At 72.5% G+C, this 22,947-nt stretch carries 21 protein-coding genes; 4 read left to right on the top strand and 17 right to left on the bottom strand.

The genetic code is table 11. The annotated features are described in order from the left end of the window. Positions 1 to 28: 28 nt before the first annotated feature. Together OHA30_RS22685 and OHA30_RS22680 are read right to left on the bottom strand one after the other, a co-directional pair. The gene (locus OHA30_RS22685) at positions 29 to 355 is read right to left on the bottom strand and encodes an ATP-binding protein (RefSeq protein WP_328915693.1); all 327 of its coding nucleotides are present in this window, start codon (positions 353 to 355) and stop codon (positions 29 to 31) included. A gap of 92 nt (positions 356 to 447) precedes the next feature. Further along, positions 448 to 1,611, bottom strand: coding sequence for an adenosine deaminase (locus OHA30_RS22680; RefSeq protein WP_328915692.1), 1,164 nt, complete (start codon positions 1,609 to 1,611; stop codon positions 448 to 450). A gap of 101 nt (positions 1,612 to 1,712) precedes the next feature. Between OHA30_RS22680 and OHA30_RS22675 the strand changes: the two genes are divergently transcribed. After that, positions 1,713 to 2,507, top strand: coding sequence for an alpha/beta hydrolase (locus tag OHA30_RS22675; protein WP_328915691.1), 795 nt, complete (start codon positions 1,713 to 1,715; stop codon positions 2,505 to 2,507). 22 nt (positions 2,508 to 2,529) lie between these two features. Here the strand turns inward: OHA30_RS22675 and OHA30_RS22670 are convergent, their stop codons facing one another. From OHA30_RS22670 to OHA30_RS22615, 12 genes are all read right to left on the bottom strand, one after another. Continuing rightward, positions 2,530 to 3,159: a DUF4232 domain-containing protein gene (locus OHA30_RS22670; RefSeq protein WP_328915690.1), complete on the bottom strand. Its 630-nt coding sequence runs from the start codon at positions 3,157 to 3,159 to the stop codon at positions 2,530 to 2,532. Positions 3,160 to 3,209: 50 nt separating this feature from the next. Beyond that, positions 3,210 to 4,487: a thymidine phosphorylase gene (locus OHA30_RS22665; protein WP_328915689.1), complete on the bottom strand. Its 1,278-nt coding sequence runs from the start codon at positions 4,485 to 4,487 to the stop codon at positions 3,210 to 3,212. A 12-nt stretch (positions 4,488 to 4,499) separates the two neighbouring features. After that, on the bottom strand, positions 4,500 to 4,898 hold the full coding sequence (locus tag OHA30_RS22660; protein WP_328915688.1) for a cytidine deaminase: 399 nt from the start codon (positions 4,896 to 4,898) through the stop codon (positions 4,500 to 4,502). Continuing rightward, the gene (locus OHA30_RS22655) at positions 4,895 to 6,184 is read right to left on the bottom strand and encodes an ABC transporter permease (RefSeq protein WP_328915687.1); all 1,290 of its coding nucleotides are present in this window, start codon (positions 6,182 to 6,184) and stop codon (positions 4,895 to 4,897) included. The genes OHA30_RS22660 and OHA30_RS22655 overlap by 4 nt, the downstream gene beginning before the upstream one ends. Beyond that, complete coding sequence (locus tag OHA30_RS22650) at positions 6,181 to 7,290, bottom strand: ABC transporter permease (protein ID WP_328915686.1); 1,110 nt, start codon at positions 7,288 to 7,290, stop codon at positions 6,181 to 6,183. Before OHA30_RS22650 ends, OHA30_RS22655 begins: the two co-directional genes overlap by 4 nt. Beyond that, entirely contained in the window at positions 7,287 to 8,972 is a 1,686-nt protein-coding gene (locus tag OHA30_RS22645; protein ID WP_328917954.1) for an ABC transporter ATP-binding protein, read from the bottom strand. Before OHA30_RS22645 ends, OHA30_RS22650 begins: the two co-directional genes overlap by 4 nt. Positions 8,973 to 9,222: 250 nt before the next feature. Next, positions 9,223 to 10,251, bottom strand: a complete 1,029-nt coding sequence (locus OHA30_RS22640) for a BMP family lipoprotein (RefSeq protein WP_328915685.1) — start codon at positions 10,249 to 10,251, stop codon at positions 9,223 to 9,225. 153 nt (positions 10,252 to 10,404) lie between these two features. Beyond that, the gene (locus OHA30_RS22635) at positions 10,405 to 11,622 is read right to left on the bottom strand and encodes a M20 family metallopeptidase (RefSeq protein WP_405785415.1); all 1,218 of its coding nucleotides are present in this window, start codon (positions 11,620 to 11,622) and stop codon (positions 10,405 to 10,407) included. A gap of 329 nt (positions 11,623 to 11,951) precedes the next feature. Then, on the bottom strand, positions 11,952 to 13,022 hold the full coding sequence (locus OHA30_RS22630) for a hypothetical protein (protein WP_328915684.1): 1,071 nt from the start codon (positions 13,020 to 13,022) through the stop codon (positions 11,952 to 11,954). Positions 13,023 to 13,129: 107 nt separating this feature from the next. Continuing rightward, a complete protein-coding gene (locus tag OHA30_RS22625) occupies positions 13,130 to 14,071 on the bottom strand; it encodes an N-acetylneuraminate synthase family protein (RefSeq protein ID WP_328915683.1) in 942 nt (313 codons plus the stop codon). Positions 14,072 to 14,129: 58 nt separating this feature from the next. Further along, positions 14,130 to 15,347, bottom strand: a complete 1,218-nt coding sequence (locus OHA30_RS22620) for an acylneuraminate cytidylyltransferase (RefSeq protein ID WP_328915682.1) — start codon at positions 15,345 to 15,347, stop codon at positions 14,130 to 14,132. Between the two features lie 421 nt (positions 15,348 to 15,768). Beyond that, on the bottom strand, positions 15,769 to 17,067 hold the full coding sequence (locus tag OHA30_RS22615) for a DUF6716 putative glycosyltransferase (protein ID WP_328915681.1): 1,299 nt from the start codon (positions 17,065 to 17,067) through the stop codon (positions 15,769 to 15,771). A gap of 444 nt (positions 17,068 to 17,511) precedes the next feature. Here OHA30_RS22615 and OHA30_RS22610 point away from each other — a divergent pair, with 444 nt between their 5' ends. Both OHA30_RS22610 and OHA30_RS22605 read left to right on the top strand, forming a co-directional pair. Further along, a complete protein-coding gene (locus OHA30_RS22610; RefSeq protein ID WP_328915680.1) occupies positions 17,512 to 18,198 on the top strand; it encodes a TetR/AcrR family transcriptional regulator in 687 nt (228 codons plus the stop codon). Positions 18,199 to 18,373: 175 nt separating this feature from the next. Further along, positions 18,374 to 18,517, top strand: coding sequence for an SCO1431 family membrane protein (locus OHA30_RS22605; protein WP_328915679.1), 144 nt, complete (start codon positions 18,374 to 18,376; stop codon positions 18,515 to 18,517). Between the two features lie 28 nt (positions 18,518 to 18,545). Here OHA30_RS22605 and OHA30_RS22600 read toward each other — a convergent pair whose 3' ends face one another. The 3 genes from OHA30_RS22600 to OHA30_RS22590 form a co-directional block, all read right to left on the bottom strand. Next, positions 18,546 to 20,126: an acyl-CoA mutase large subunit family protein gene (locus OHA30_RS22600; protein ID WP_328915678.1), complete on the bottom strand. Its 1,581-nt coding sequence runs from the start codon at positions 20,124 to 20,126 to the stop codon at positions 18,546 to 18,548. A 341-nt stretch (positions 20,127 to 20,467) separates the two neighbouring features. Continuing rightward, the gene (locus OHA30_RS22595; RefSeq protein WP_328915677.1) at positions 20,468 to 21,331 is read right to left on the bottom strand and encodes a hypothetical protein; all 864 of its coding nucleotides are present in this window, start codon (positions 21,329 to 21,331) and stop codon (positions 20,468 to 20,470) included. A 9-nt stretch (positions 21,332 to 21,340) separates the two neighbouring features. After that, entirely contained in the window at positions 21,341 to 21,961 is a 621-nt protein-coding gene (locus OHA30_RS22590) for an RNA polymerase sigma factor (RefSeq protein WP_405785417.1), read from the bottom strand. Positions 21,962 to 22,114: 153 nt separating this feature from the next. On the opposite strand from OHA30_RS22590, the gene OHA30_RS22585 reads away from it, so the two are divergent. Beyond that, positions 22,115 to 22,918, top strand: coding sequence for a DUF4253 domain-containing protein (locus OHA30_RS22585; RefSeq protein ID WP_328915675.1), 804 nt, complete (start codon positions 22,115 to 22,117; stop codon positions 22,916 to 22,918). The last annotated feature ends 29 nt before the right edge of the window (positions 22,919 to 22,947 follow it).

Here is a 22,947-nt window from a genome sequence, read left to right as displayed (position 1 = left end):
CGGCCCGTGGAGCGCGCGGCCGGCCGGTTCAGCCGCCGAGGACGCTGCCCGTCGGGAGGCCGCCGAGCAGTCCGGAGACCGGGGCGATCTGGTTGCCGGACAGGTGGTTCCCGGACGGGAGCAGGCCGGTGGTGTTGGCCGGGAGCGCGGAGGTGCCGTTGTGGACCGCCTGCTGCGCGCCGGCGGCGCTGGTGGCGGCGCCGGGCACCAGGTTGGCGGCCGAGCCGACCGGCAGCCCGCTGAGGACGTTGCCGGGGGCGGCGGTGCCGGCGGCCGAGGCGGAACCCGCGGCGGCGGCGGCGAAGGCGAGGCCCAGGGCGGTGGTCGCGAGGGTCTTCTTGGTTCGGGTTTGCATAACTGCGGAACGTAGTCAGCGACTCACCACCCGTGCAACCGGCGTGGCGCGGCCGTGACGCCGCGTCAAGGCCCGTCCGCGCCGCCGCCGTGTCAGCCGGCCTCGGGGGCGGAACCGCTGGCCAGAGGGGTGACCGCACCACCGGGGGCGAAGAGCCACTCGGCCTTCAACTCGGCGTATCCGGGCTTGATGACCTCGTTGATCATGGCGAGACGTTCATCGAAAGGGATGAACGCTGATTTCATCGCATTGACGGTGAACCACTGCATGTCGTCGAGCGTGTAGTCGAACGCCTCGACCAGGTGCTCGAACTCACGGCTCATCGCGGTGCCGGACATCAGCCGGTTGTCGGTGTTGACGGTGACCCGGAAGTGCAGCCGCCGCAGCAGCCCGATGGGGTGCTCGGCATAGGAGGAGGCGGCGCCGGTCTGGAGGTTGGAGGTGGGGCACATCTCCAGCGGCACCCGCTTGTCGCGGACGTACGACGCCAGGCGGCCGAGCGAGACCTCGCCGTCCTTCTGCTCGATGTCGTCGATGATCCGCACCCCGTGGCCGAGCCGGTCGGCGCCGCACCACTGGAGTGCCTGCCAGATCGAGGGCAGGCCGAACGCCTCGCCCGCGTGGATGGTGAAGTGGTTGTTCTCGCGCTTGAGGTACTCGAAGGCGTCCAGGTGCCGGGTGGGCGGGTAACCGGCCTCCGCGCCCGCGATGTCGAAGCCGACGACCCCCAGGTCCCGGTAGCGGTTGGCGAGTTCGGCGATCTCCTGGGAGCGGGCGGCGTGCCGCATCGCGGTGAGCAGGGCGCCCACCCTGATCCGGTTGCCGTCCTTACGGGCCCGGCGCTCACCGAGTCGGAAGCCCTCGTTGACCGCCTCGACGACCTCCTCCAGGGTCAGGCCGCCCTCCAGGTGCTGTTCGGGCGCGTACCGGATCTCGGCGTAGACGACGCCGTCGGCGGCCAGGTCCTCGGCGCACTCGGCGGCGACCCTGACCAGCGCGTCACGGGTCTGCATGACCGCGCAGGTGTGCTCGAAGGTCTCCAGATAGCGTTCGAGCGAGCCGGAGTCGGCGGCGGCGCGGAACCACGCGCCGAGCCGGTCGGGGTCGGTCTCCGGCAGCCCCTCGTACCCGGTCGCGCGGGCGATGTCGACGATCGTGCCGGGGCGCAGGCCGCCGTCGAGGTGGTCATGGAGCAGCGCCTTGGGAGCGCGGCGGATCTGTTCCGGTGTCGGGCGGCCCGATGTGGCGTTCTGCATACGGGAAACGATAGCCCCTACGCGCGTAGATATCCCGTACGGGCCAAGTATTTCCCGCACGGCCATACAGTCCGCACCCGGTTGTCTGCCATCGTTGCGCCATGGCTTCGCAAGCTTTACCGGCGCGTGGCGCGCGGCTGGGGCGCCCGGTCGCCCCCGGGTTGGTGCCCGCCTCCCGACAGCGGGACACGGGCACCGATCCGGGAGCGACCGTGCGCGCGGTGGTGCTCGCCCTGCCCGGCGGTGACGTACTGAGCACCCGGCGCCGCTCCCCGCTGGCCGCCGCCGTCATGTGGCCGCTCGCCCGCCACCTGGTACGGGAGGGCTGCGCGGAGGGCGTGGCGGTCCATGTCGTGCACTACCGCTACCGCGGCTGGAACGGCGGCCACGCGCATCCCGCCGAGGACGCCGAGTGGGCGGTCGGCGAGGCGGTACGGCGCTACGGCGACGTGCCGGTCTGCCTGCTGGGCCTGGACATGGGCGCCCGGGCGGCGCTGCACGCCGCCGGGCACCCGGCGGTCACCTCCGTGGCGGCGGTCGGCCCGTGGCTGCCGGAGGGCCCCGAGCCCGAGCCGGTCAAGCAGCTCATAGGGCGCCGGGTACTGCTGGTGCACGGCACCGACGACGAGTCCACGGCCCCCGAACTGTCCTACCGGCTGGCCGAACGCGCCAAGAAGGTCAATCGCGAGGTGTGCCGCTTCGAGGTGCACTCCGACGGGCACGGGCTGCACCAGCACCGGGCCGAGGTCTTCGCCCTCACCTCGGACTTCGTCCTCGGCTCGCTGCTCGACCGCCCCTTCGCCCGCCCGGTCGCCGACGCGCTCGCCGCTCCCCCGCCGCTGGGCCTGCGGATGCCGCTGGCCGCGGGCTTCGGCCGCTCGCTGCGGCACAGTTGACAGCCTGCCCTGCCGACCCGTCCTAGCCGCAGCGCCAGGCGGTGACGTCGAGGGTGCCGGTGTTGCCGAGGTCGACAAGGACCGGGACGCTCTGGGCGGCGGCCCCCGGCGCCGGGACGACCTCGATCGCGGCGCCGTTCGTGGCCACGACCGTGGAGTCCGTCACCGTGTTCCGCCACGCCAGTACGGCCAGGGCGCCTTGGCCCGGCGCGAGGGTCAGCCGGGTGGGGGCGGGATCGTCGATCCCGGTCGTCACGGAGATGCCCCGGTGCACCGTCACCGGGAGCGTCCCGCCGTCTCCGTCCAGCACCCGCAGCGCCGGATAGCCGCTGACCGTACGGGACTTCGTACCGCAGTTGGTCAGGTGGACGGACATCGCGCGCAGGCCCATGGCGGCGTCCGGCTCGTCCGCCGTGAGCCACAGGCCCGCGGCCGGGCACACGGGCGCGGTGGCGGGCGCGGTGGGCGCGGTGGATGGGAGGTCGCCGTATCGTTCCAGGCCCCGCAGGTCGCTCGGCAGCGGATCGGCCTTCACCCGGACGTCGGGCACGGGTCCGACCGCGCCGGGCCCGGCGCCCTCCGTCGCCGTACCGCACCCCGCGGTCGCGGCCAGCGCGACCCCCAACACACCGGTGACCAGCCGTCTCCCCATCCCCGCATCCTCACACACGGGCCGGCCCCCGCCGTGCCGGGACCCCCGCCCTACGCGATGCGGTCCAGCAGGATCGGGGTCGGGGTGAAGGCGGTGTCCGCCGGGGAGACCGTCACCGCGTCCGCCAACGCCTCCTGGGCGTAGCCGAACTTCTCCGGGGTGTCGGTGTGCAGGGTGAGCAGCGGCTGCCCGGCGACCACCGACTCCCCCGGCTTGGCGTGGAGTTCGACGCCGGCCCCGGCCTGCACCGCGTCCTCCTTGCGGGCGCGTCCGGCGCCCAGCCGCCAGGCGGCGACCCCGACCCCGTAGGCGTCGAGCCGGGTGAGGACGCCGGAGGACTCGGCGCGGACGACCTGCCGCTCCCGGGCGACCGGCAGCGGCGCGTCCGGGTCGCCGCCCTGCGCGCGGATCATCCGCCGCCAGGCGTCCATGGCCGAACCGTCGGCGAGCGCCTTGGCCGGGTCCGCGTCCGGCAGACCGGCCGCGTCCAGCATCTCCCGGGCCAGCGCCAGCGTCAGTTCGACCACATCCGCGGGCCCGCCGCCGGCCAGCACCTCGACGGATTCGCGGACTTCGAGCGCGTTGCCCGCCGTCAGCCCGAGTGGTACGGACATGTCGGTGAGCAGCGCCACCGTCCGCACCCCGTGGTCGGTACCGAGGCCGACCATCGTCGCGGCCAGCTCCCGGGCGTCGTCGAGGGACTTCATGAACGCCCCGGACCCGACCTTCACATCGAGGACCAGCGAACCGGTCCCCTCGGCGATCTTCTTGGACATGATCGAGGAGGCGATCAGCGGGATGGCCTCGACCGTCCCCGTCACGTCGCGCAGCGCGTAGAGCTTCTTGTCGGCGGGCGCGAGGCCGTCACCGGCGGCGCAGATCACCGCGCCCACGTCGCCGAGGACGGACAGCACCTCCTCGTTGCTGAGCGAGGCCCGCCAGCCGGGGATGGACTCCAGCTTGTCCAGCGTCCCGCCGGTGTGCCCGAGCCCGCGCCCGGACAGCTGCGGCACGGCCGCGCCGCACGCGGCGACCAGGGGCGCGAGCGGCAGCGTGATCTTGTCGCCGACGCCCCCGGTGGAGTGCTTGTCCGCGGTGGGCCGGGCCAGGCCGGAGAAGTCCATCCGCTCGCCGGACGCGATCATCGCCGCGGTCCAGCGGGCGATCTCGGCGCGGTCCATGCCGTTGAGCAGGATCGCCATGGCGAGCGCGGACATCTGCTCGTCGGCGACCTCGCCACGGGTGTAGGCGTCGATCACCCAGTCGATCTGCTCGTCGCTGAGCCGGCCGCGGTCGCGCTTGGTACGGATGACGGAAATGGCGTCCATGAGACAGGGTTCCTAGCGGTTGAGATCTTCGGGCCCGAACGCGTCGGGCAGAACGTCGCTCATGGGCCTGACGCCCCGGACGGTGTCGACCAGCAGTTCCGGCCCGCCGTGCTCCCAGAGCAGCTGCCTGCACCGGCCGCACGGCATCAGGACGTTGCCCCGCAGGTCGACACAGGTGAAGGCGGTCAGCCGTCCGCCGCCGGAGGCGTGCAGCGCCGAGACGAGCCCGCACTCGGCGCACAGCGCGACCCCGTAGGCCGCGTTCTCCACGTTGCAGCCGACGACCACCCGGCCGTCGTCGGCCAGGGCCGCGGCGCCGACCGGGAAGCGGGAGTAGGGCACGTACGCCCGTCCCATGACCTCCCGGGCCGCGCCGCGCAGCGCCTCCCAGTCCACTGTCGTGTCCGTCATCCGCCCTGGCCCTTCCGATAGGGGACACCGTCCGCCTTGGGCATCCGCAGCCGTTGCGCGGACAGCCCCATGACCAGCAGCGTGGCCACGTACGGCGTCGCCTGGACCACCTGGTCCGGCACGGTGTCGGTGAGCATGTACCAGACCGCCAGCAGGACCGCGAAGCCCGTGGCGACGGCCGCGCCGACAAACGCCCGGCGGTAGAACTTCCACAGGCCCATGGCGAGCAGCAGCAGCGCGAGCAGCAGGAGGAGCGCGTGCACCGAGGGGCCGCCGTTGCGCAGTTGCAGGCTGTCTGCGTAGCCGAACAGGCCCGCGCCCATGGCGAGTCCGCCGGGCCGCCAGTTGCCGAAGATCATCGCGGCCAGACCGATGTAGCCGCGCCCGCCGGTCTGCCCGGCGAGATAGAAGTGCGTGCCGATGGCGAGGAAGACACCGCCGAGTCCGGCCAGCGCGCCCGAGACGATGACGGCCGCGTACTTGTACGTGTACACATTGACGCCCAACGACTCGGCGGCCACCGGGTTCTCGCCGCAGGACCGCAGCCGCAGACCGAAGGACGTGCGCCACAGGACGAAGAACGTGCCGACGAAGAGCACCACGGCCAGCAGGGTCAGCGCGGAGATCCCGGTGACCAGGCCGCCGACCAGCCCGGCGAGGTCGGAGACCAGGAACCAGTGATGTTTCTCCACCGTCCCGAGCCAGTGCGAGAGCCCTGGCACCGTGAAGTCCTTGATGTCACCCATCGGTGGGGACTGCTTGGGGCTGCCGCCCTTCTCAGCCGCCTCGCCGACGTTGAACCAGCGCTTGGCGAGATAGGCGGTGACTCCGGTGGCGAGGATGTTCATCGCCACACCGGCGATGATGTGGTCGACGCCGAAGGTGACGGTGACGATCGCGTGCACCAGGCCGCCGGCCGCGCCGCCGAGCACACCGGCCAGGACGCCGATCCAGGGGTTGGTCTGCCAGCCGGCCCACGCGCCGAAGAACGTACCGAGGATCATCATGCCCTCAAGGCCGATGTTGACCACTCCGGCCCGCTCCGACCACAGGCCCGCGAGGCCCGCGAGACCGATGGGCACGGCGCCGGACAGCGCCCCGGCGATCTGCCCGGAGGAGGTGACGTCCTCGGCGCCGGTGATGGCACGTACCGCGGAGACCGCGATGAGGGCTCCGGCGATGATCAGCAGGATCACCGGGAGGGTGAGCTTGATCCGGCCTTTTCCTCCGCCGCCCCGCAGTTTGGGCGCGGCAGGCGGCGGGGTCTGGGTAGCGGTGGCAGTCACGCCGACACCTCCTGCTTGTCGTCGGAACCGGCGGCGGCGAGTTCCGCGCCGACCTGGCGTTGCTGCCGGGTGAGTCCGTAGCGGCGGACGAGTTCGTAGGCGATGACCACGGCGAGCACGATCACGCCCTGGATCACGCCGACGATCTCCTTGTCGTAGCCCTCGAACTCCAGGCCGTTGGAGGCGCGTTCGAGGAAGGCCCAGAGCAGGGCGCCGACCGCGATGCCGATCGGGTTGTTGCGGCCGAGCAGGGCGACCGCGATACCGGTGAAGCCGATGCCGGTCGGGAAGTCGGTGCCGTAGTCGTGCGACTGGTTGAGCAGTGTGGGCATACCGACCAGGCCCGCCATGGCGCCGGAGATCAGCATGCTGGTGACGACCATCCGCTTGACGCTGACGCCGCTGGCCTCGGCGGCGGACTGGGAGCGGCCCACCGCGCGCAGGTCGAAGCCGAAGCGGGTGCGGGCGAGCACGAACCAGTAGACGGCGCCGGCCAGGACCGCGAAGACGATGAAGCCGACGACCGGGTCGGTGGAGGTCTGGAAGTTGAACAGATGGCTGGAGGACGGCAGCGGCTTGGTGGAGACCATGTTGGCGTCCTTGTCGAGCACGCCGAGCCTGCCGCCTTGCAGGAAGTAGCCGATCACGATGCCCGCGATCGAGTTCAGCATGATCGTGGAGATGACCTCGCTGACCCCTCGGGTCACCTTGAGGACACCCGCGATGGCCGCCCAGATCGCGCCGACCGCCATGGCGGTCAGGATGATGACCGGGATCTGGATGACGCCCGGGATCGACATCGCGCCGCCGACCGCGGCGGCGAAGAACGCGGCGAGCCGGTACTGGCCGTCCACGCCGATGTTGAACAGGTTCATCCGGAAGCCGATGGCCACCGCGAGACCGGCGAGGTAGTAGGTCGTCGCCTTGTTGAGGATGTAGACCTGGCTGTCGGTCTTGCTGCCGTAGTCCACCATCACGTTGAACGCGTGGAACGGCTCCTTGCCGGTGGCCAGCAGCACCAGGGCGGTGACGATCAGCGCCCCGACGACGGCCAGCACGGGCGCGGCGATCCCCAGGATCGCCCGGTCCTTGTCGAACTTCTTCATCGGTCCTCTCCCCCGGACTGGTGGGACCCGGAGTCACCGGGGTCGTCGGAACCGGACTGGTCGGACCCGGATTCGGTGGTGTCGGCCCGGCCGGAGGGTGTCGCCCCGGAACCGGATTCCGTCCCCGGCCCGTCGGCGCCCTCGGCCGTGAGGGTGCCGGAGGCGGCGCCGGTCATGGCGGAGCCCAGCTCCTCCGGGGTGATGGTGGCGGGGTCGGCGTCGGCGACCAGCCGGCCCCGGTACATCACCCGCAGCGTGTCGGACAGGCCGATCAGCTCGTCCAGGTCGGCCGAGATCAGCAGTACGGCCAGGCCGTCGCGGCGGGCCGCGCGGATCTGGTCCCAGATCTGCGCCTGCGCGCCGACGTCCACCCCTCGGGTGGGATGCGCGGCTATCAGCAGCTTGGGCAGGTGGCTCATCTCACGGCCGACGATCAGCTTCTGCTGGTTCCCGCCGGACAGCGAGGCCGCGGTGACCTCGATGCCGGGGGTACGGACGTCGTACTCCTGGACGATCCGCTCGGTGTCACGGCGGGCGGCCCCGGTGTCGAGGAGGAAGCCGCGGCTGTTGGGCCGCTCGGTGACGTGGCCGAGGATGCGGTTCTCCCAAAGCGGCGCTTCGAGCAGCAGACCGTGGCGGTGCCGGTCCTCGGGGATGTAGCCGATGCCGTCCTCGCGGCGACCCCGGGTGGGGGTGTGGGACATGTCCCGGCCGTCCAGGACCAGCGAACCGCCGTCCAGGGCCCGCATGCCCATGATGGCCTCGACGAGTTCGGCCTGGCCGTTGCCCTCGACACCCGCGATGCCCAGCACCTCGCCCTTGTGGATGGTGAAGGCGATGTCGTCCAGGACCGTACGGGCGACGCCGTCGGGGTCGACGGCGGCCAGCCGCAGGCCGTCCACGGTGAGCATCGGCTCGGTGGTGACGGTGGACTCGCGGGTCTCGGGCGAGGGCAGCTCGCTGCCGACCATCAGCTCGGCGAGCTGCTTGGCGGTGGTGTGCGCCGGGTCGGCGCTGCCGACCGTCGTGCCCCGCCGGATGACCGTGATGTCGTCGGCGACCGACAGCACCTCGCCGAGCTTGTGCGAGATGAAGATGACGGTCAGGCCCTCGGACTTCAGTCCGCGCAGGTTGTCGAAGAGCGCGTCGACCTCCTGGGGGACCAGGACCGCCGTGGGTTCGTCGAGGATGAGGATGCGCGCGCCGCGGTAGAGGACCTTGAGGATCTCCACCCGCTGGCGGTCGGCGACGCCGAGATCCTCCACCAGGGCGCCGGGCCGTACCCCGAGGCCGTACGCGTCCGAGATCTCCTCGATCTTCGCGCGCGCCCGGCCGCCGATGCCGTACAGCTTCTCGCTGCCCAGCACGATGTTCTCCAGCACGGTGAGGTTGTCGGCGAGCATGAAGTGCTGGTGCACCATGCCGATCCCGCGGGCGATGGCGTCGCCGGGGTCGCCGAAGGAGACCTGCTCACCGTTGACGGCGATGGTGCCCTCGTCCGGCTTCTGCATGCCGTAGAGGATCTTCATCAGGGTGGACTTGCCGGCGCCGTTCTCGCCCACGAGGGCGTGCACGGTGCCGCTGTGCACGGTGATGTCGATGTCGTGGTTGGCGACGACGCCGGGGAAGCGTTTGGTGATGCCGCGCAACTCAACGGCGGGGGGACTCGTGGAGGCGTTGATGGCGCACTCTCCTCGCGGGGGGAGGCTCGGGGCGGGTGGTGGTGAAGGTATCGCGGAAAAGTTGATCTACGCGCGTAGCGTGAGGGGATCCATACTCCCGCGCACAGGGGGGACACAGGGGGGCGCTGCACAGGGATCGAGGCCCGGCGGGGGTGTTGCGGCATCCCCCGCCGAGCCTCCGGGCCGTTCCGGTCGAGTCGCACCGGGACGGTCCATGATTCAGTCGCCGTACCGATTCACTCGCCGTGCGTCACGGAGTGGAGCTGACCGTGATGGACTTCGAGACGATCTTCTGCCGGGCCGCGTCCAGCTGCGACTTGATGTCGTCGATGTAGCCGCCGGAGGTGGCAAGCGACACACCGTCGTTGGCCAGGTCGTACGAGTTGGTGCCCGTCTTGGCCTTGCCGTCGTGGACCGACTTGATCAGGTCGTACACCGCGACATCGACGTTCTTCACCGCCGAGGTCAGGATGTGGTCCTTGTACTTCGCCAGCGCGGGGTCGCCGTACTGGTCGGAGTCGACGCCGATCGCCCAGGTGCCCGGCTTGGCCGCCACCGTCTGGATCGAACCGTCGCCGGACAGGCCGGCGGCGGTGTAGATCACGTCGATGCCCTTGTCGAGCATGCCCTTGGCCTTGCCCGCTGCCGCCGCCGGGTCGTTGAAGCCCCGGGCGTCTGTCTCATAGAGGTACTGTCGAGTGAGCTCGACCTTCGGGTCGGTGTCCTTGACGCCCTGCGCGAAGCCGGCGTCGAAGGTGCCGATCAGGGTGTTGTGCACGCCGCCTATGAAGCCGACCTTGCCGGTCTTGGTCTTCAGCGCGGCGGCCACACCGGCGAGGTACGAGCTCTGCTCGGTGGCGAACACCATGCTGTCGACGTTCGGCGCGTCCACCACCGAGTCGACCAGGCCGAAGGTGACCTTCGGGTACTTCTTGGCCATCTTCGCGACGGCGTCACCATAGGTGTAGCCGACGGCGATGACCGGGTTGTAGCCACCGCCCGCGAGCAGATCGAGGCGCTGCTCGCGGTCGGACTCGGTCTCGTCGTTGCTGGCCGTCTGTTCCTTGTCCCCGAGCTTGAACTCCTTGGTGGCCTTGTCCATGCCACGGGCCGCGGAGTCGTTGAAGGAGTGGTCACCTCGACCGCCGACGTCGTAGGCCATGCCGACGCCCTTGTCCTTGCCACTGCCCGAGGTGGAGCTACTGCCACACGCGGTCGCAGTGAGCGCGAGAGCCGCGGACACCACGCCCGCGGCAGCGATCTTGGATACCCGGCGCAAGAGGGTCCCCTTCGGTTGGAAGCGCCCCGTCCGGCGCTGGCTAAGCGGGAGCTTAACGCGCGTAGATGTCAGGTAAAGACCGAATGAGGACCCGTTATCGGATCGACGCATTCCAGCCAGGTCAGGGCCTCGTGACCACGGGATCACCCGTGGTCAGGACAGCAGCGCAGCCGTGGTGAAGAGCTCCACACCGACCGCGATGGCCCCCTCGTCGACGTCGAAGTCGCCCTGGTGGAGATCCCGCTTCGTCTGGTCCCCGACGGTCCGCACACCGAGCCGGGCCAGCGCGCCCGGGACGCGCTCCAGGTACCACGAGAAGTCCTCGCCGCCCAGGCTCTGCTCGGTGTCCTCGACGGCGTGGGTGCCGTAGCGGGTGATCATCGCGTCCCGCAGCGCCTCCACGGACGTCGCCTCGTTGACCACCGGCGGCACCCCGCGCTGATAGGTGATCTCGCACTTGGCCCGGTACATCGCGGCGATCTGGTCGATCACCTCGTGCACGAGGTCGGGTGCGTCGTGCCAGGCGGACAGGTCCAGGCAGCGGACGGTGCCCTCCAGTTCGGCGTGCTGCGGGATGACGTTCGCCACATGCCCGGCCTCGATCCGGCCCCAGACGATGCTGAGCCCGGAGCGCGGGTCGACCCGGCGGCTGAGCGCGGCCGGCAGTTCGGTGGCCATCTTGGCGGCGGCCATCACCAGGTCGGTGGTCAGATGCGGACGGGCGCTGTGGCCGCCGGGGCCGTCGAGCGAGAGCTTGAGCTTGTCGGCGGCCGAGGTGATCGCGCCCTGCCGCAGCCCGATCTTCCCGACGTCGACCTTGGGGTCGCAGTGGACGGCGAAGATACGTTCCACCCCGTCGAGCACACCGGCCTTGATCGCGTCGAGCGCGCCGCCGGGCATGATCTCCTCGGCGGCCTGGAAGACCAGCCGGACCGGTCGCGGCAGCCGTCCGGCCCGCGCCAGGTCCGCCAGTACGAGTCCGGTGCCCAGCACGATGCTGGTGTGCACATCGTGCCCGCAGGCGTGGGCGCGGCCCTCGACGGTGGAGCGGTACTCCACGGTCTTGGTGTCCGGCACAGGGAGCGCGTCGAGGTCGGCGCGCAGCGCGAGGCGGCCGCGGGCGGGGTCGGTGGGGCCGATGTCGCACACCAGGCCGGTGCCGTTGGGGAGCACGCGCGGAGTCAGTCCGGCCTGCTCCAGGCGGGCCCTGACCTGCTCGGTCGTACGGAACTCCTGCCGGCCCAGCTCGGGGTGACGGTGCAGATCACGGCGGAAGGCGATGAGTTCGGCGCGCAGGTCTTCGGGCAGTGCGACCTCGGACAGTGCGGCTTCGGACAGCGCGCCGGACGGCGCTGCGGGTGAGTCGTTCACCTCAGTCAGGGTATGCCCCACGACCGGCTCCTCTTACAAGATCGGGAATAAATGATGCGGGGGGAGGAGGGGGAGTCGCCCGATCGGCGCACACGTCGGCTTCCTCGGGGGCCTTTGTGGGGAGCGTTGCCATATGAGCGCGCTGACGGGGTGGCGCGTCGTCCTGCCGGCACGCGGATGGGGTGACGCGCGCCCGGTCGTCCCACCCTACGGGTGGATTGTTGCGGCCGTGTTGTGACGGCCTGTCAGTCTCCGCGCGGAGAGCGCCCGCGCCGGGACGCCTCCGTGCGGGGGGTGCCCGCGCCGGGACGCCGAGGGAGTCGGCGGCCTCAGGGGCGTGCGACGTCGGCGATCTCCGACAGGAACGTCCGAGCCCGCGCCGAAGCGCCCGGTGCCAGCCACTCGTCGTCGACTCCGCAGACCACCACCTCGACCCCCACCCCGGCCAGCGCCAGCGGCAAGGTGTGGACCACCGTCGAGGGGAAGGACAGCACCGTCCGCCCCACCGGTCCGCGCCGGGCGACGAGTTCGAGCGGCAGATCGGGCCGTACGACCTCAAGGCCCGCCTCCGCGGCCAGCCGCGCGAGCTTGTCCTCGGCCTCCCGCCGGTGCGCGAAGTACCGTGTGGCGCCGTGCCGCTGGGCCAGTGCGCGGACCACCGCCACATACCGCTCGGGGTCGATCACGCCCGTCTCGACCAGCGACGTGCCGATCAGGTCCGTGCCCGCCAGGACCCGCGGCGGCCCGAAGCGGCTGCGGGTCCAGGCGAAGCGGTTGGCGCGCAGCGCCATCCCGGCCGGCGGGGTGGCCGGCATCGCGCTGAACAGCTCGACCCGGCTGCGCCGGCCGGGCGTCAGCCGGCGCCGCGCGGCCGACGCGAAGAGCCCGAAGGCCACCTCGCCCGGCGATCGGCGGCGCCCGCTGCGGTGCCAGCGCACCAGCCGCCCGCCGCGCTGAAGGATCTCGGTGAACTCCATGGTGGCCGTGCCGTCGTCCACGACGGTCAGCTCCCGGGTCCGGCACAGCGGCAGCAGCACCTGCACCAGCCGGGAGAACGGATCGCCGATCACCAGCCGTTCCACCCGCAGCAGTGTCGGCGCGAGCGCCAGCGCCGTACGGAGCAGCCCGCCGCGGCCGCCGCGCGCCTCGTACCAGCGGACGGTCATGCCCTCGTCGCGGGCGAGTTCGGCCATCCGGCGCAACTGGCCGCGGCTCATCGGGTCGGCGGGCGCGAGCACCACCACCGTCGTCGGCCGCGACCCGCCCGCGCCCCGGGGCGCGGGCGGGTCGACGTGCGCCCACTCCAGGACGTTGAGGAGCTGGACGGGTGACTCGACCAGCGCGACGACTCCGGCGCCCGGTGCGGGCCTCCCCCCGGTCGTACCCGGCCGCCGTGTCATCGCCCCGCCCCTCCTCGCCGCCTTGGTGGCGGCCCGCCCGATGTCCGGTACGAGCCGCGTGCTGGTCCCTGGTGCCGGTGGGCGCCGCCGCCCGCGTACCGACTGGTTCAGGCGTTCGCGCCCTCGGACTCGTTCGCACCCTCGGACTCGGCGATCACACCGGGCACCCGGCGCAGCTTCTTCATGGGGCCGAGCTCGCCCTCGTAGACCTTCTTGACGCCGTCGCCGAGGGAGGTCTCGATGATGCGGATGTCGCGCACCAGGCGCTCCAGGCCCTGCGACTCGACGGAGGCGGCCTGGTCGGAGCCCCACATCGCGCGGTCGAGGGTGATGTGCCGCTCGATGAAGACCGCGCCGAGCGCGACCGCCGCGAGGGTGGTCTGAAGGCCGACCTCGTGGCCGGAGTAGCCGACCGGCACGTTCGGGTACTCGGCCCGCAGGGTGTTGATCATCCGCAGGTTGAGCTCTTCGTGCTTGGCCGGGTACGTCGAAGTGGCGTGGCACAGCACGATGTTGTCGCTGCCGAGCACCTCGACCGCGTGGCGGATCTGCCGGGGCGTCGACATGCCGGTGGACAGGATGACCGTACGGCCGGTGGCGCGCAGGGCGCGCAGCAGGTCGTCGTCGGTCAGACAGGCGGAGGCGACCTTGTGCACGGGCACGTCGAACTTCTCCAGGAAGGCGACGGACTCGACGTCCCACGGGGAGGCGAACCAGTCGATGCCGTGCTTGCGGCAGTACTCGTCTATCGCCCGGTAGCCGCTCTCGTCGAACTCCACCCGGTGCCGGTAGTCGATGTACGTCATCCGGCCCCAGGGGGTGTCGCGTTCGATCTCCCACTGGTCGCGGGGGGTGCAGATCTCCGGGGTGCGCTTCTGGAACTTGACCGCGTCGCAGCCCGCGGCGACGGCCGCGTCGATGAGGGAGAACGCGTTCTCCAGGTCGCCGTTGTGGTTGATGCCGATCTCGCCCGTGATGTAGACGGGCTGGCCGTTGCCGATCTGGCGGGAGCCGACGCGACGGGGGTTGGCGGGGAGGGAGGTGCTCACGGGTGTTCCTTAGGTGTCTCGGGACTTGGGTGGAAAGGGGTGTGAAGAGGAGTGCCGGTCAGCGGGCGAGGGTGGGGCCGAGCAGCCAGGCGGCTATCTCGCGGATCGCGCCGCGGCCGCCGTCGGCAGCGGTGACGGCGCGGGCCGCGGCCCGTACCACGTCGTGGGCGCCGGCGACCGCGACGGGCCAGCCGACCATGCCGAAGCAGGGCAGGTCGTTGACGTCGTTGCCCGCGTAGAGCACCCGCTCGGGCGCGACGCCGTGCTCCTCGCACCACTGCTTGAGCGCGAGGTCCTTGCGGTCGATGCCGTGCAGCACGGGCACGCCGAGCTTGCGGGCGCGGGCGGCGACGACCGGGTTGGTCTCGGTGGACAGGATGAGGACGGGCAGGCCCGCGCGGCGCAGGGCCGCGATCCCGAGCCCGTCGCCGCGGTGCACGGTGACGGTCTCGCGTCCGTCGGAGTCGATCGACACCCGGTCGTCGGTCTGGGTGCCGTCGAAGTCGAGTACGACCGCGTCGATGTCGTCGCGGGTCGGGGTGGTGGCGGCCGCCGCGTCGAGCAACGGCGCCAGGGCGCGGGCGCGTTCGAGGTCGGCGGGGTCGTCGATCTCCAGCACGCGCGCGGGGTCGGTGCGCACCAGGGTGGTACGGCCGAAGAAGCGGTGGCCCGCCGCGCGGAAGCCGTCGGCGCGCATGGCGTACGCGGCTCCGGTCTCCAGCAGGTCCTGCGGGCGGTCCTGGCGACGGGGGCGGGTGGCGCGGTTGTGGTTGACGCCGTGCGCGCCCTCGGGGTCCTCGGACGCGCGCCACACGAAGCCGTGGAAGGGCGCGACGGTGTGCGCGGTGTCGGCGCCGTCCTCGGTGACCGCGGCCGCCACGGCGTCGATCTCCTCGGCGGTGACGAAGGGGCTGGTGCACTGGACCAGCAGGACGACGTCGGCGGCGGCGCCGGTCATCGCCTCGTGGGCGTCCATGGCGTGCGTGACGGCGGCCTCGCTGGTCGCGGTGTCCCCCGCGATGGCCGCGGGCCGCAGTACGACGGCGGCGCCGGCCGCGCGGGCGACCTCGGCGATCGCGGCGTCGTCGGTGGAGACGACCACGTCGGTCACCCGGCGGGCGCCGGCGCAGGCCCGTATCGCGCGGGCCACCAGCGGTATGCCGCCGACGGGCGCGAGGTTCTTGCCGGGCACCCCCTTGGAGCCGCCGCGGGCCGGTACGACGGCCAGCACCCGCGGCCCTCCGTCCGCCACCGCTCGGGGTTGTGCGCTCGTCATGTCACTGACTCCTGGATCTGTACGGGTCCGCGCCACAGGGCGCGGGTGAACGGTCGGGCTCCCACCGGGAGCGGCCTCGGCGTCCGGCCGGCAACCGGCCCGGGGCCTGCGGCCGCGGGTGCGGGCCGACGGGCGTGGCCCGCCGGGAACGACTCCGGCGGATCGCCGACGGCCGTCGCGGAGAGCCGCGCGCCGCAGGGCTCGGAGGGCCGAGCCGGGCGGCCCGATGACGGTCGCGGCTGTGGGGAACGGTCTGCGTGTGCGGCGGGAAGGCGCCGCGAGACGCCGACCGCCGGGCAAGGGGCGAGCAGCCGAACTGCCCTGACGGCCGCGGGTGACCGGAACGGGCGGTGTGCGCCGCAGGCGCGGGCGGGCGATCCGGCCGACGGAACCGGGCGGTGTCCCCGGGGGACTCGGGGGCTCACAGTTGGCCCCAGCGGCGGATGGCCGGGGCGACGCGTTGGACGCCCTGGCGGTAGGCGGTGCGGGCGGAGTTGCGGACGATCTCGCGTACCGCCGTGCGGACCGGGCCCGCCTCGCGGGGGGCGAGTCCGGCGACGGGCTCGCCCTTGGGGTCCAGGCCGTGCCGGGCCAGCACCCCGGGGAGGTAGCCGGGGGCCGTGCGCAGCGTGTAGTACGGGGCCAGCGGCGGCAGTTCGGGCGCGTCGAGCAGCGCGTCGACCCGGGAGCGCAGGGCTGCGTAGGGGTCGCCGCCGCCCACCCCGTGCGCGGCGGTCCACAGCGGGTCGGCCGACGGCAGATGGCCGTCGTCCAGCTCGTCCCAGGAGGCGTAGCACCCGGAGCCGAGGAAGTGGTGGTTGCCCAGCGCCTCGCGGACGCCCAGGTCGGTGAGGATCGCCGTGGGGATCGCGCGGTGCAGCGACTCCAGGGCTGCGGTCGAGCTGACCGTCACCAACAGGTCGGTGCGGTCGAGGACTTCGCCCATGTTCCCGTAGACGAGCGAGACGTTCTCCGGCGGGTCGAGGGCGGCCACCAGCCGCTGGTACGGGTGCTCCTCGATGTGCGTGGTGTGCTCCCCCGGCTTGCTGCGCAGCTTGACCAGCACCTCGCGCTCCGGGCGCCGCCTGGCGTGCTCGACGGCCCGCCGCAGCAGATACGTCCGGTCGGCGCGGCCCTCGGGCGCGGAGGGCTGTACGGCGAAGGTGACGGTGAACCGCCGCCCGTCGTCCGGGCGGTAGCGGTCGCCGCCGAGGAAGGGCAGCGCGGTCTCGGTGATGCTGCCGGTCGGGTGGCCGACCCCTTCGTAGACGTCCCGGAACCGCTCGGCGTCCTCGGCGCTGTTGGCCAGGACGACATCGGCCCCGGCCCGCAGCAGCAGACCGTCGGCGAGCTTCTCGTAGACCACCCCGACGTACCCGGTGACCACGACCGGGCGGTCCGGCCGGCCGGCCCAGGCCCGGGAGAAGCCGTGCAGCAGGGCCTGGACGGTGCCGCCGACGCAGGAGAGCACGACCATGTCGCAGGTGTCGGTGCCCACTTCGGCCAGCAGCTCCGCGGCGGTCCGCTCGACCATGGAGTCGGCGGGTATGCCGAGTTCGGCGAGCTGGCGCGGGGTCGGCGTGGCCCGGCCGCGGAGCAGCCGCGCGTCGAGCCGGGCGTCGGCGTCGACGCGGCGCGCGGTCAGCGCACCCCATTTCCACCGGGTGTCCGAGTCGGCGATCACGGTGACCCGCAGCGGGTCGGTGTTACGGATGGGCACGTCGGTGACGATAGGAAGCCGAAGAGTGGGGGTTCCCAATTCACGGCGAACCGAAGGTAAACAACACACCTCCAATTGGGCACGCGACGATCAGGCGGCGAAAAGGCCCCGGTTTCCCCGCGTTTCGGCTGGTCACGAGTACCGCCCAGGCCCGGTACGACGGCCCCGTCCGGCCCACGCCACCGGGAATTCACCTGCCGTTGACCCAGTCGACAGACGCTCGCACGACCAAGGGTCGGAAGGGCTCTCCGAGGTACGGCGGGCGGTCGAGCTCTCCGTAATCGTGGCCTTTTTCCATGTGCGGCAATTCGATCCCGACGCGCTGCGCAACGCCGGCACGCTGACGTCCGGGGGCGCCGGACAGCGGGCCGGGGGCCCAGGAGCCGGCAGTGGGCCCGGCGGACGGGGGCCGGGCCTTTTCGGCCGCTGCCCTACGATAGAAGCGTGAGCGACATCACCCGCGGAAGGCTGCGCGAACCGACACGCGCCGAGGAGATCCTCGCCGTCGGACTGCGGGACGAGAAGAGACGCCAGACCCGGCGGCACATCGCCGAGGTCGCCACCGGGCTGTTCCTCGAACAGGGCTTCGCCCGGGTGACGATCGCGGAGGTGGCCAGGACCGCCGAGGTCTCCGTCAACACCGTCTACACGTACTTCCCCTCCAAGGAAGACCTGGTCTTCTACCCCGAGGAGGCGTCCGCGGAGCGGATGGTGCAGATGGTCCGCGACCGCGCGCCGGGCCGTTCGGCGGCCGCCGCGGTGCTCTCCGCGCTGCGCCGCGAACTGCGGGACGGCGAGCGGATGCCGGGCCTCGCCCAGGGCTTCGGCCGGTTCCTCGAAATGGTCCGCGCCGAGCCGACGCTCGCGGTGCGACTGGACTCGATAGCGCGCGAGATGGTCGACGCGCTGGCGGCGACGCTCGCCGCCGAGACGGGCGCGGCGCCCGGCGACCGGGTGCCGCGGCTGGTGGCCGCGCAACTGGGCTGGGTGCAGGAGCAGCTCTTCCGCGAGATCGGCGAGCGCACCCGCGCCGGCCAGGACCCGGCCTCGGTCTCGGCGGCCGGCCTGGCGCTGCTGGACAGCGTCGAGGAGCTGCTGAGCCCGAAGGTGCTGGCGTACGCGACCCGCTGACCCGGCCGGGCGCGAGTGCGCCGGCGCGCGTCCACCCGCCCGTGAGATACGTCACCTTGGGCGTGAAGTGCGGCATTCGCCCCTTTACCCGGGCACGGCCGCTGACGCATCGTGGACGGCCGGGGGGCTGAGCCGCCGGACGCCGAGCCGTCCGCACACGATGAGGAAGACGCCCGTGAGCGACTACGCCACACCCCGCGCCGACGCCCGTACCGGCGGGCCGAAGCCGCGCGACCGCAAGGATCTCGTCGAGCAGGTGGTGGGCTGGACGCTCGCCGTCCTGGTGGCGATGTTCGTCGTGCAGCTCCACCTCATGTGAGCCCCGCCCGGCAGCGGATCGCCGGGGGTCAGAAGGCGTCGGTGGGGATGTACGTGCCCCACACCTCGCGCAGCGCGTTGCAGACCTCGCCCACCGTGGCCCGGGCCCGCAGCGCGTCCTTCATCGGGTAGAGCACGTTGTCCGTGCCCTCCGCCGCCTTGCGCAGCAGGTCCAGGGCGTGGTCGACGGCGTCCTGGTCGCGGGCCTCGCGCAGCACCCTGAGCCGTTCGGCCTGCTGGGCCTCGATCGCGGGGTCGACCCGCAGCGGCTCGTAGGGCTCCTCCTCGTCGAGCTTGAAGCGGTTCACCCCGACCACGATGCGCTCACCCGCGTCGGTCTCCAGCGCGATGCGGTAGGCGTTGCGCTCGATCTCGGACTTCTGGAAGCCGTGCTCGATCGCGGTGACCGCCCCGCCCAGGTCCTCGACCTTGGCCATCAGCTCCAGCGCCGCGGCCTCGACGTCGTCGGTCATCTTCTCCACGACATAGCTGCCGGCGAACGGGTCGACCGTCGCGGTGACGTCCGTCTCGTAGGCCAGCACCTGCTGGGTGCGCAGTGCGAGGCGGGCGGACTTGTCGGTGGGCAGCGCGATGGCCTCGTCGAAGGAGTTGGTGTGCAGCGACTGGGTACCGCCGAGGACCGCGGCCAGGCCCTGCACGGCGACGCGGACGAGATTGACCTCGGGCTGCTGGGCGGTGAGCTGGACACCGGCGGTCTGGGTGTGGAAGCGCAGCATCAGCGACTTGGGGTTCTTCGCGCCGAACTCCTCGCGCATCACCCGGGCCCAGATCCTGCGGGCCGCGCGGAACTTGGCGACCTCCTCCAGGATCGTGGTGCGCGCCACGAAGAAGAACGACAGCCGCGGCGCGAAGTCGTCCACCTCCATGCCCGCGGCCAGCGCGGTACGGACGTACTCGATGCCGTCGGCCAGCGTGAAGGCGATCTCCTGCGCCGGGGAGGCCCCCGCCTCGGCCATGTGGTAGCCGGAGATCGAGATGGTGTTCCACTTGGGGATCTCGGTACGGCAGTAGGCGAAGATGTCCGCGATCAGCCGCAGCGAGGGCTTGGGCGGGAAGATGTACGTGCCGCGGGCGATGTACTCCTTGAGCACGTCGTTCTGGATCGTGCCGGTGAGCGCGCCCGCGGTCACGCCCTGCTCCTCGCCGACCAGCTGGTACATCAGCAGCAGCAGCGCGGCGGGCGCGTTGATCGTCATCGAGGTGGAGACCTTGTCCAGCGGGATGCCGTCGAAGAGCACCCGCATGTCCTCGACCGAGTCGATCGCGACCCCGACCTTGCCGACCTCGCCGGAGGCGATGGCCGCGTCGGAGTCGTGGCCCATCTGGGTGGGCAGGTCGAAGGCCACCGACAGACCCATGGTGCCGTTGGCGATGAGCTGCTTGTAGCGGGCGTTGGACTCCGAGGCCGTGCCGAATCCGGCGTACTGCCGCATCGTCCACGGCCGGCCGGTGTACATCGAGGGGTACACGCCCCGGGTGAACGGGAAACGGCCCGGCTCGCCCAGCTTCTCCCCGGCGTCCCAGCCGTCCAGCGCCTCAGGACCGTACACCGGTTCGATCGGCAGACCGGACTCCGACTCGCGCGTCATGGTTCACGCCTCCGCTGAATGTTACTGGTCAGTAATTCCAAGGGCCCGCCACGGACTGTAGTGGCGGCCGTGCGTGCCGTGCAGCGCTGCGGGCTGGGACGTTCCTCACAGTCCCGGACACAGTCCTACCCGTTCAGTCTTAACCGAGCCTTGGCGCAACCGCGCGTGCGGCGTCCCGCGTCCGACAGTGCGTAGGGCGTACGGCCGTACGCGGACGACCGCGTCGTACGGCGACGGGCGCGGCCGGGCAGGGGGAATCGCGCCCGGCCGCGCCCGGTAGGCGGACCCCGGTACGGGGAGAACCGGGGTCCACAGGGACCGATGACCAGTCGGTCCACTTGCTACGGCGCATCCGGCCGCGGAAGTGTCACGCCCGATCCCCGCCCGGAGTGACGGTGGCCCGGCGCCACATGCGCGCCCCGGCCCGTAGCGCCCCGGGCGCCGGGCTGCGCGTCCGGCCGGGCGGCCCGGCGCGCGCTCTTCTCCGGGTGCTTCGCGGTGCGCCCGGCGCCCGACGTCCGTTCGCCCGCCTTGCCGTCCAGGTGACGGCCGGTCGGCGGCGTGCCGGTGTGCCGCCGGTCCTGGGTCCGGCCCTCGGCGCCCGTTCCGGCCGGCGGGGTGCCGGTGCCGGCGGGGACGGAGGGGAGCGCGGAGGCCCTGCCGCCCTCGGGGGTCACGGCCGCCGGGGGCCTGCTCACCGGGCCGGAACGCGAGCCCTGCCCCGGCATCGGGAGGCTGCCCGTCGTGGTCGCCACCGCGACCGCGACCCCGCTCAGGGCGAGCGCGGACGCCAGGGCGGCGACCGTCATCCGGACCGGGCGGCGGGCCGGGCGCGGGCGCCGGGCCGGGGCAGGGGATGTGCTGAGCGCCGCCCGGAAAGCGGCCAGCGCGGCCTCCTCACGGGCCGGGTCGAGCGCGGGGCGCGGCGGAAACGCGGGCCTGGGCGGGACTCCGGGCGGACCGACGGGCGACTCCACGGCCGTCCGCCCGCCCGCCGCGGCCAGCAGCCGGGCCAGCCGGCCGGCCGTGGCCGCCGCCTCGGCGTCGGAGGGCCGGACCCGGCGGCCGGTGAGCAGGAGTTCGGCGGCGTGCCCGGTGAGCCAGTGGCCGCCGCGCGCACCGCGCGCCCGGCGGGCCGGCCCGCGCCGGACCGGCCGCCCGGGTCTGCCGGGGCGCCCGCCGTCACGTCGTGACTCGTCTCTCATGTCACTCCCTCACAGCGCCTTGGACGTGGAGAACGTCACATCGGCCTCGTGCCCGTCGACACCGCTGTTCTCCAGGAGTTCGGCCAGCCGCCGCAGACCCCGGTGCGTGGCCATCCGCACCGAACCGGCCCGCTTGCCCAGCACCCGGGCGGCGCTGGTGGAGTCCAGACCCATGACGACCCGCAGCAGCACGGCCTCGGCCTGCTCGCGCGGCAGGGTCGCGATGGCCGCGAGCGCCCGGTCGGTGGCGACGGCGTCCAGCGCCTCGCCCGCGGTGTCGGACCGGTCGGGCAACTGCGCGAGTTCGTCGAGCCCGGCACCGGAGACCGGGCGGCGGCTGCGGGCGCGGATGTGGTCGAGCGCGCGGTTGCGGGCGATCCGGGCGGCCCAGCCGCGGATCGAGCCCTCGCCGCCGCGGAAGTGAGGAAGATCACGGGCGATCTGCAGCCATGCCTCGGACGCCACGTCCTCCGCGTCGGCCGGGCCGACCAGACTGCGGACGTACTGCAGCAACTGCGGCTGCACAGCGCGGTACACGACCCGGAAGGCGGTCTCGTCACCGCCCTGCGCCGCACTCACTGCGGACTCCAGATCCACCTCAGGCCCCGCCCCCTCGTACACCTGCACCATCCTGCCTCATACGGGCCGGTGACACTTCTGGAGAGGGATACGCCGTACAAGACGGCGGCCGGGGACGCTCCTGTGGGGGGAGGCGGCCCCCGGCCGTCGTCAACGCCGCTCACGGCCGCCGTGACCGCCGCACGCGCCGTGGAGGAAGCCCCGATGCCCGTGGAGCGTCTTCCCGACGGCCTGCCTTCCGGTCGGCTGCTGCCCGGTTCGACACCGGGGCTGTGGGTGAGCGACGAGCCGGTCGTGGCGCCCAGCCGGCTGTGGGCCAGGCTCCAGGAGCAGCAGCGCGCGACGGGCTGGCTGCCGCTGCTCATGGCGTGGCCGTGCGCGGACGGCGCCGGGCACTGCCCCGCCGAGATCGCCGCCGTGGACGTCGAGGAGACGCTGCACGAGTCGTGGTCGTCGTATCAGCAGAACCGGTGGCTGCGGCCGCCGCACCCGGCGGTCGACGAGTTCCGTCCGGGCGAGTCGGCCGATCTCGCCGACCTGGCGGCGCTGCTGGCCGACCCGGGGCCGCCGTTCACCCGCTGGCCGGGGCTGGCCGCGCCCGCCGCGCCGCACCCGGGTCCGTCGCCGGACGCGGTGGCGCGGGCCGCGGTGGGCCAGATGCTGCACTACTTCACCACCCGTTTCATCGGACACATCGCGCTCGTGCGCGCCGAGCGGTCGGCCGATCTGCCCGCGCTCGCGGGGTGGGAGGCGGATGTGCCCGTCCTGGAGCTGTCGGCGCTGCTGCGGTCGTGGGAGGACCGGTTCGGCGCGCGGGTGATCGGCTTCGAGGGCTCGTCGGTGTTCGTCTCGGTGGCCTCGCCGCCGCTGAGTTCGGCGCACGCGGCGCATGTGGCGCTGGAGCACGTGCTGACGGGCGCGGCGAACCTCAACGACGGAACGTTTCCCTTCCCCGACTACGCGGAGGCGCTGCGCGGGGAGCGGCTGTGGTCCTTCTGGTGGGACTGAGGCGGTGGCGCCGTTCCTGCTCTTCTTCC

It is taken from the genome of Streptomyces sp. NBC_00223, assembly GCF_036199905.1.
Lineage (GTDB): Bacteria > Actinomycetota > Actinomycetes > Streptomycetales > Streptomycetaceae > Actinacidiphila.
The sequence above is the reverse complement of the archived record's forward strand: the minus strand, read 5'-3'. Positions and strand labels throughout refer to the sequence as shown.

Coding starts and splice junctions, on each gene's coding strand:
- OHA30_RS22685 (WP_328915693.1), bottom strand. CDS start 355: ATGCAAACCCGAACCAAGAAGACCCTCGCGACCACCGCCCTGGGCCTC.
- OHA30_RS22595 (WP_328915677.1), bottom strand. CDS start 21,331: ATGAGAGACGAGTCACGACGTGACGGCGGGCGCCCCGGCAGACCCGGG.
- OHA30_RS22590 (WP_405785417.1), bottom strand. CDS start 21,961: ATGGTGCAGGTGTACGAGGGGGCGGGGCCTGAGGTGGATCTGGAGTCC.
- OHA30_RS22620 (WP_328915682.1), bottom strand. CDS start 15,347: ATGACGAGCGCACAACCCCGAGCGGTGGCGGACGGAGGGCCGCGGGTG.
- OHA30_RS22630 (WP_328915684.1), bottom strand. CDS start 13,022: ATGACACGGCGGCCGGGTACGACCGGGGGGAGGCCCGCACCGGGCGCC.
- OHA30_RS22665 (WP_328915689.1), bottom strand. CDS start 4,487: ATGGACGCCATTTCCGTCATCCGTACCAAGCGCGACCGCGGCCGGCTC.
- OHA30_RS22600 (WP_328915678.1), bottom strand. CDS start 20,126: ATGACGCGCGAGTCGGAGTCCGGTCTGCCGATCGAACCGGTGTACGGT.
- OHA30_RS22650 (WP_328915686.1), bottom strand. CDS start 7,290: ATGAAGAAGTTCGACAAGGACCGGGCGATCCTGGGGATCGCCGCGCCC.
- OHA30_RS22680 (WP_328915692.1), bottom strand. CDS start 1,611: ATGCAGAACGCCACATCGGGCCGCCCGACACCGGAACAGATCCGCCGC.
- OHA30_RS22675 (WP_328915691.1), top strand. CDS start 1,713: ATGGCTTCGCAAGCTTTACCGGCGCGTGGCGCGCGGCTGGGGCGCCCG.
- OHA30_RS22585 (WP_328915675.1), top strand. CDS start 22,115: ATGCCCGTGGAGCGTCTTCCCGACGGCCTGCCTTCCGGTCGGCTGCTG.
- OHA30_RS22660 (WP_328915688.1), bottom strand. CDS start 4,898: ATGACGGACACGACAGTGGACTGGGAGGCGCTGCGCGGCGCGGCCCGG.
- OHA30_RS22670 (WP_328915690.1), bottom strand. CDS start 3,159: ATGGGGAGACGGCTGGTCACCGGTGTGTTGGGGGTCGCGCTGGCCGCG.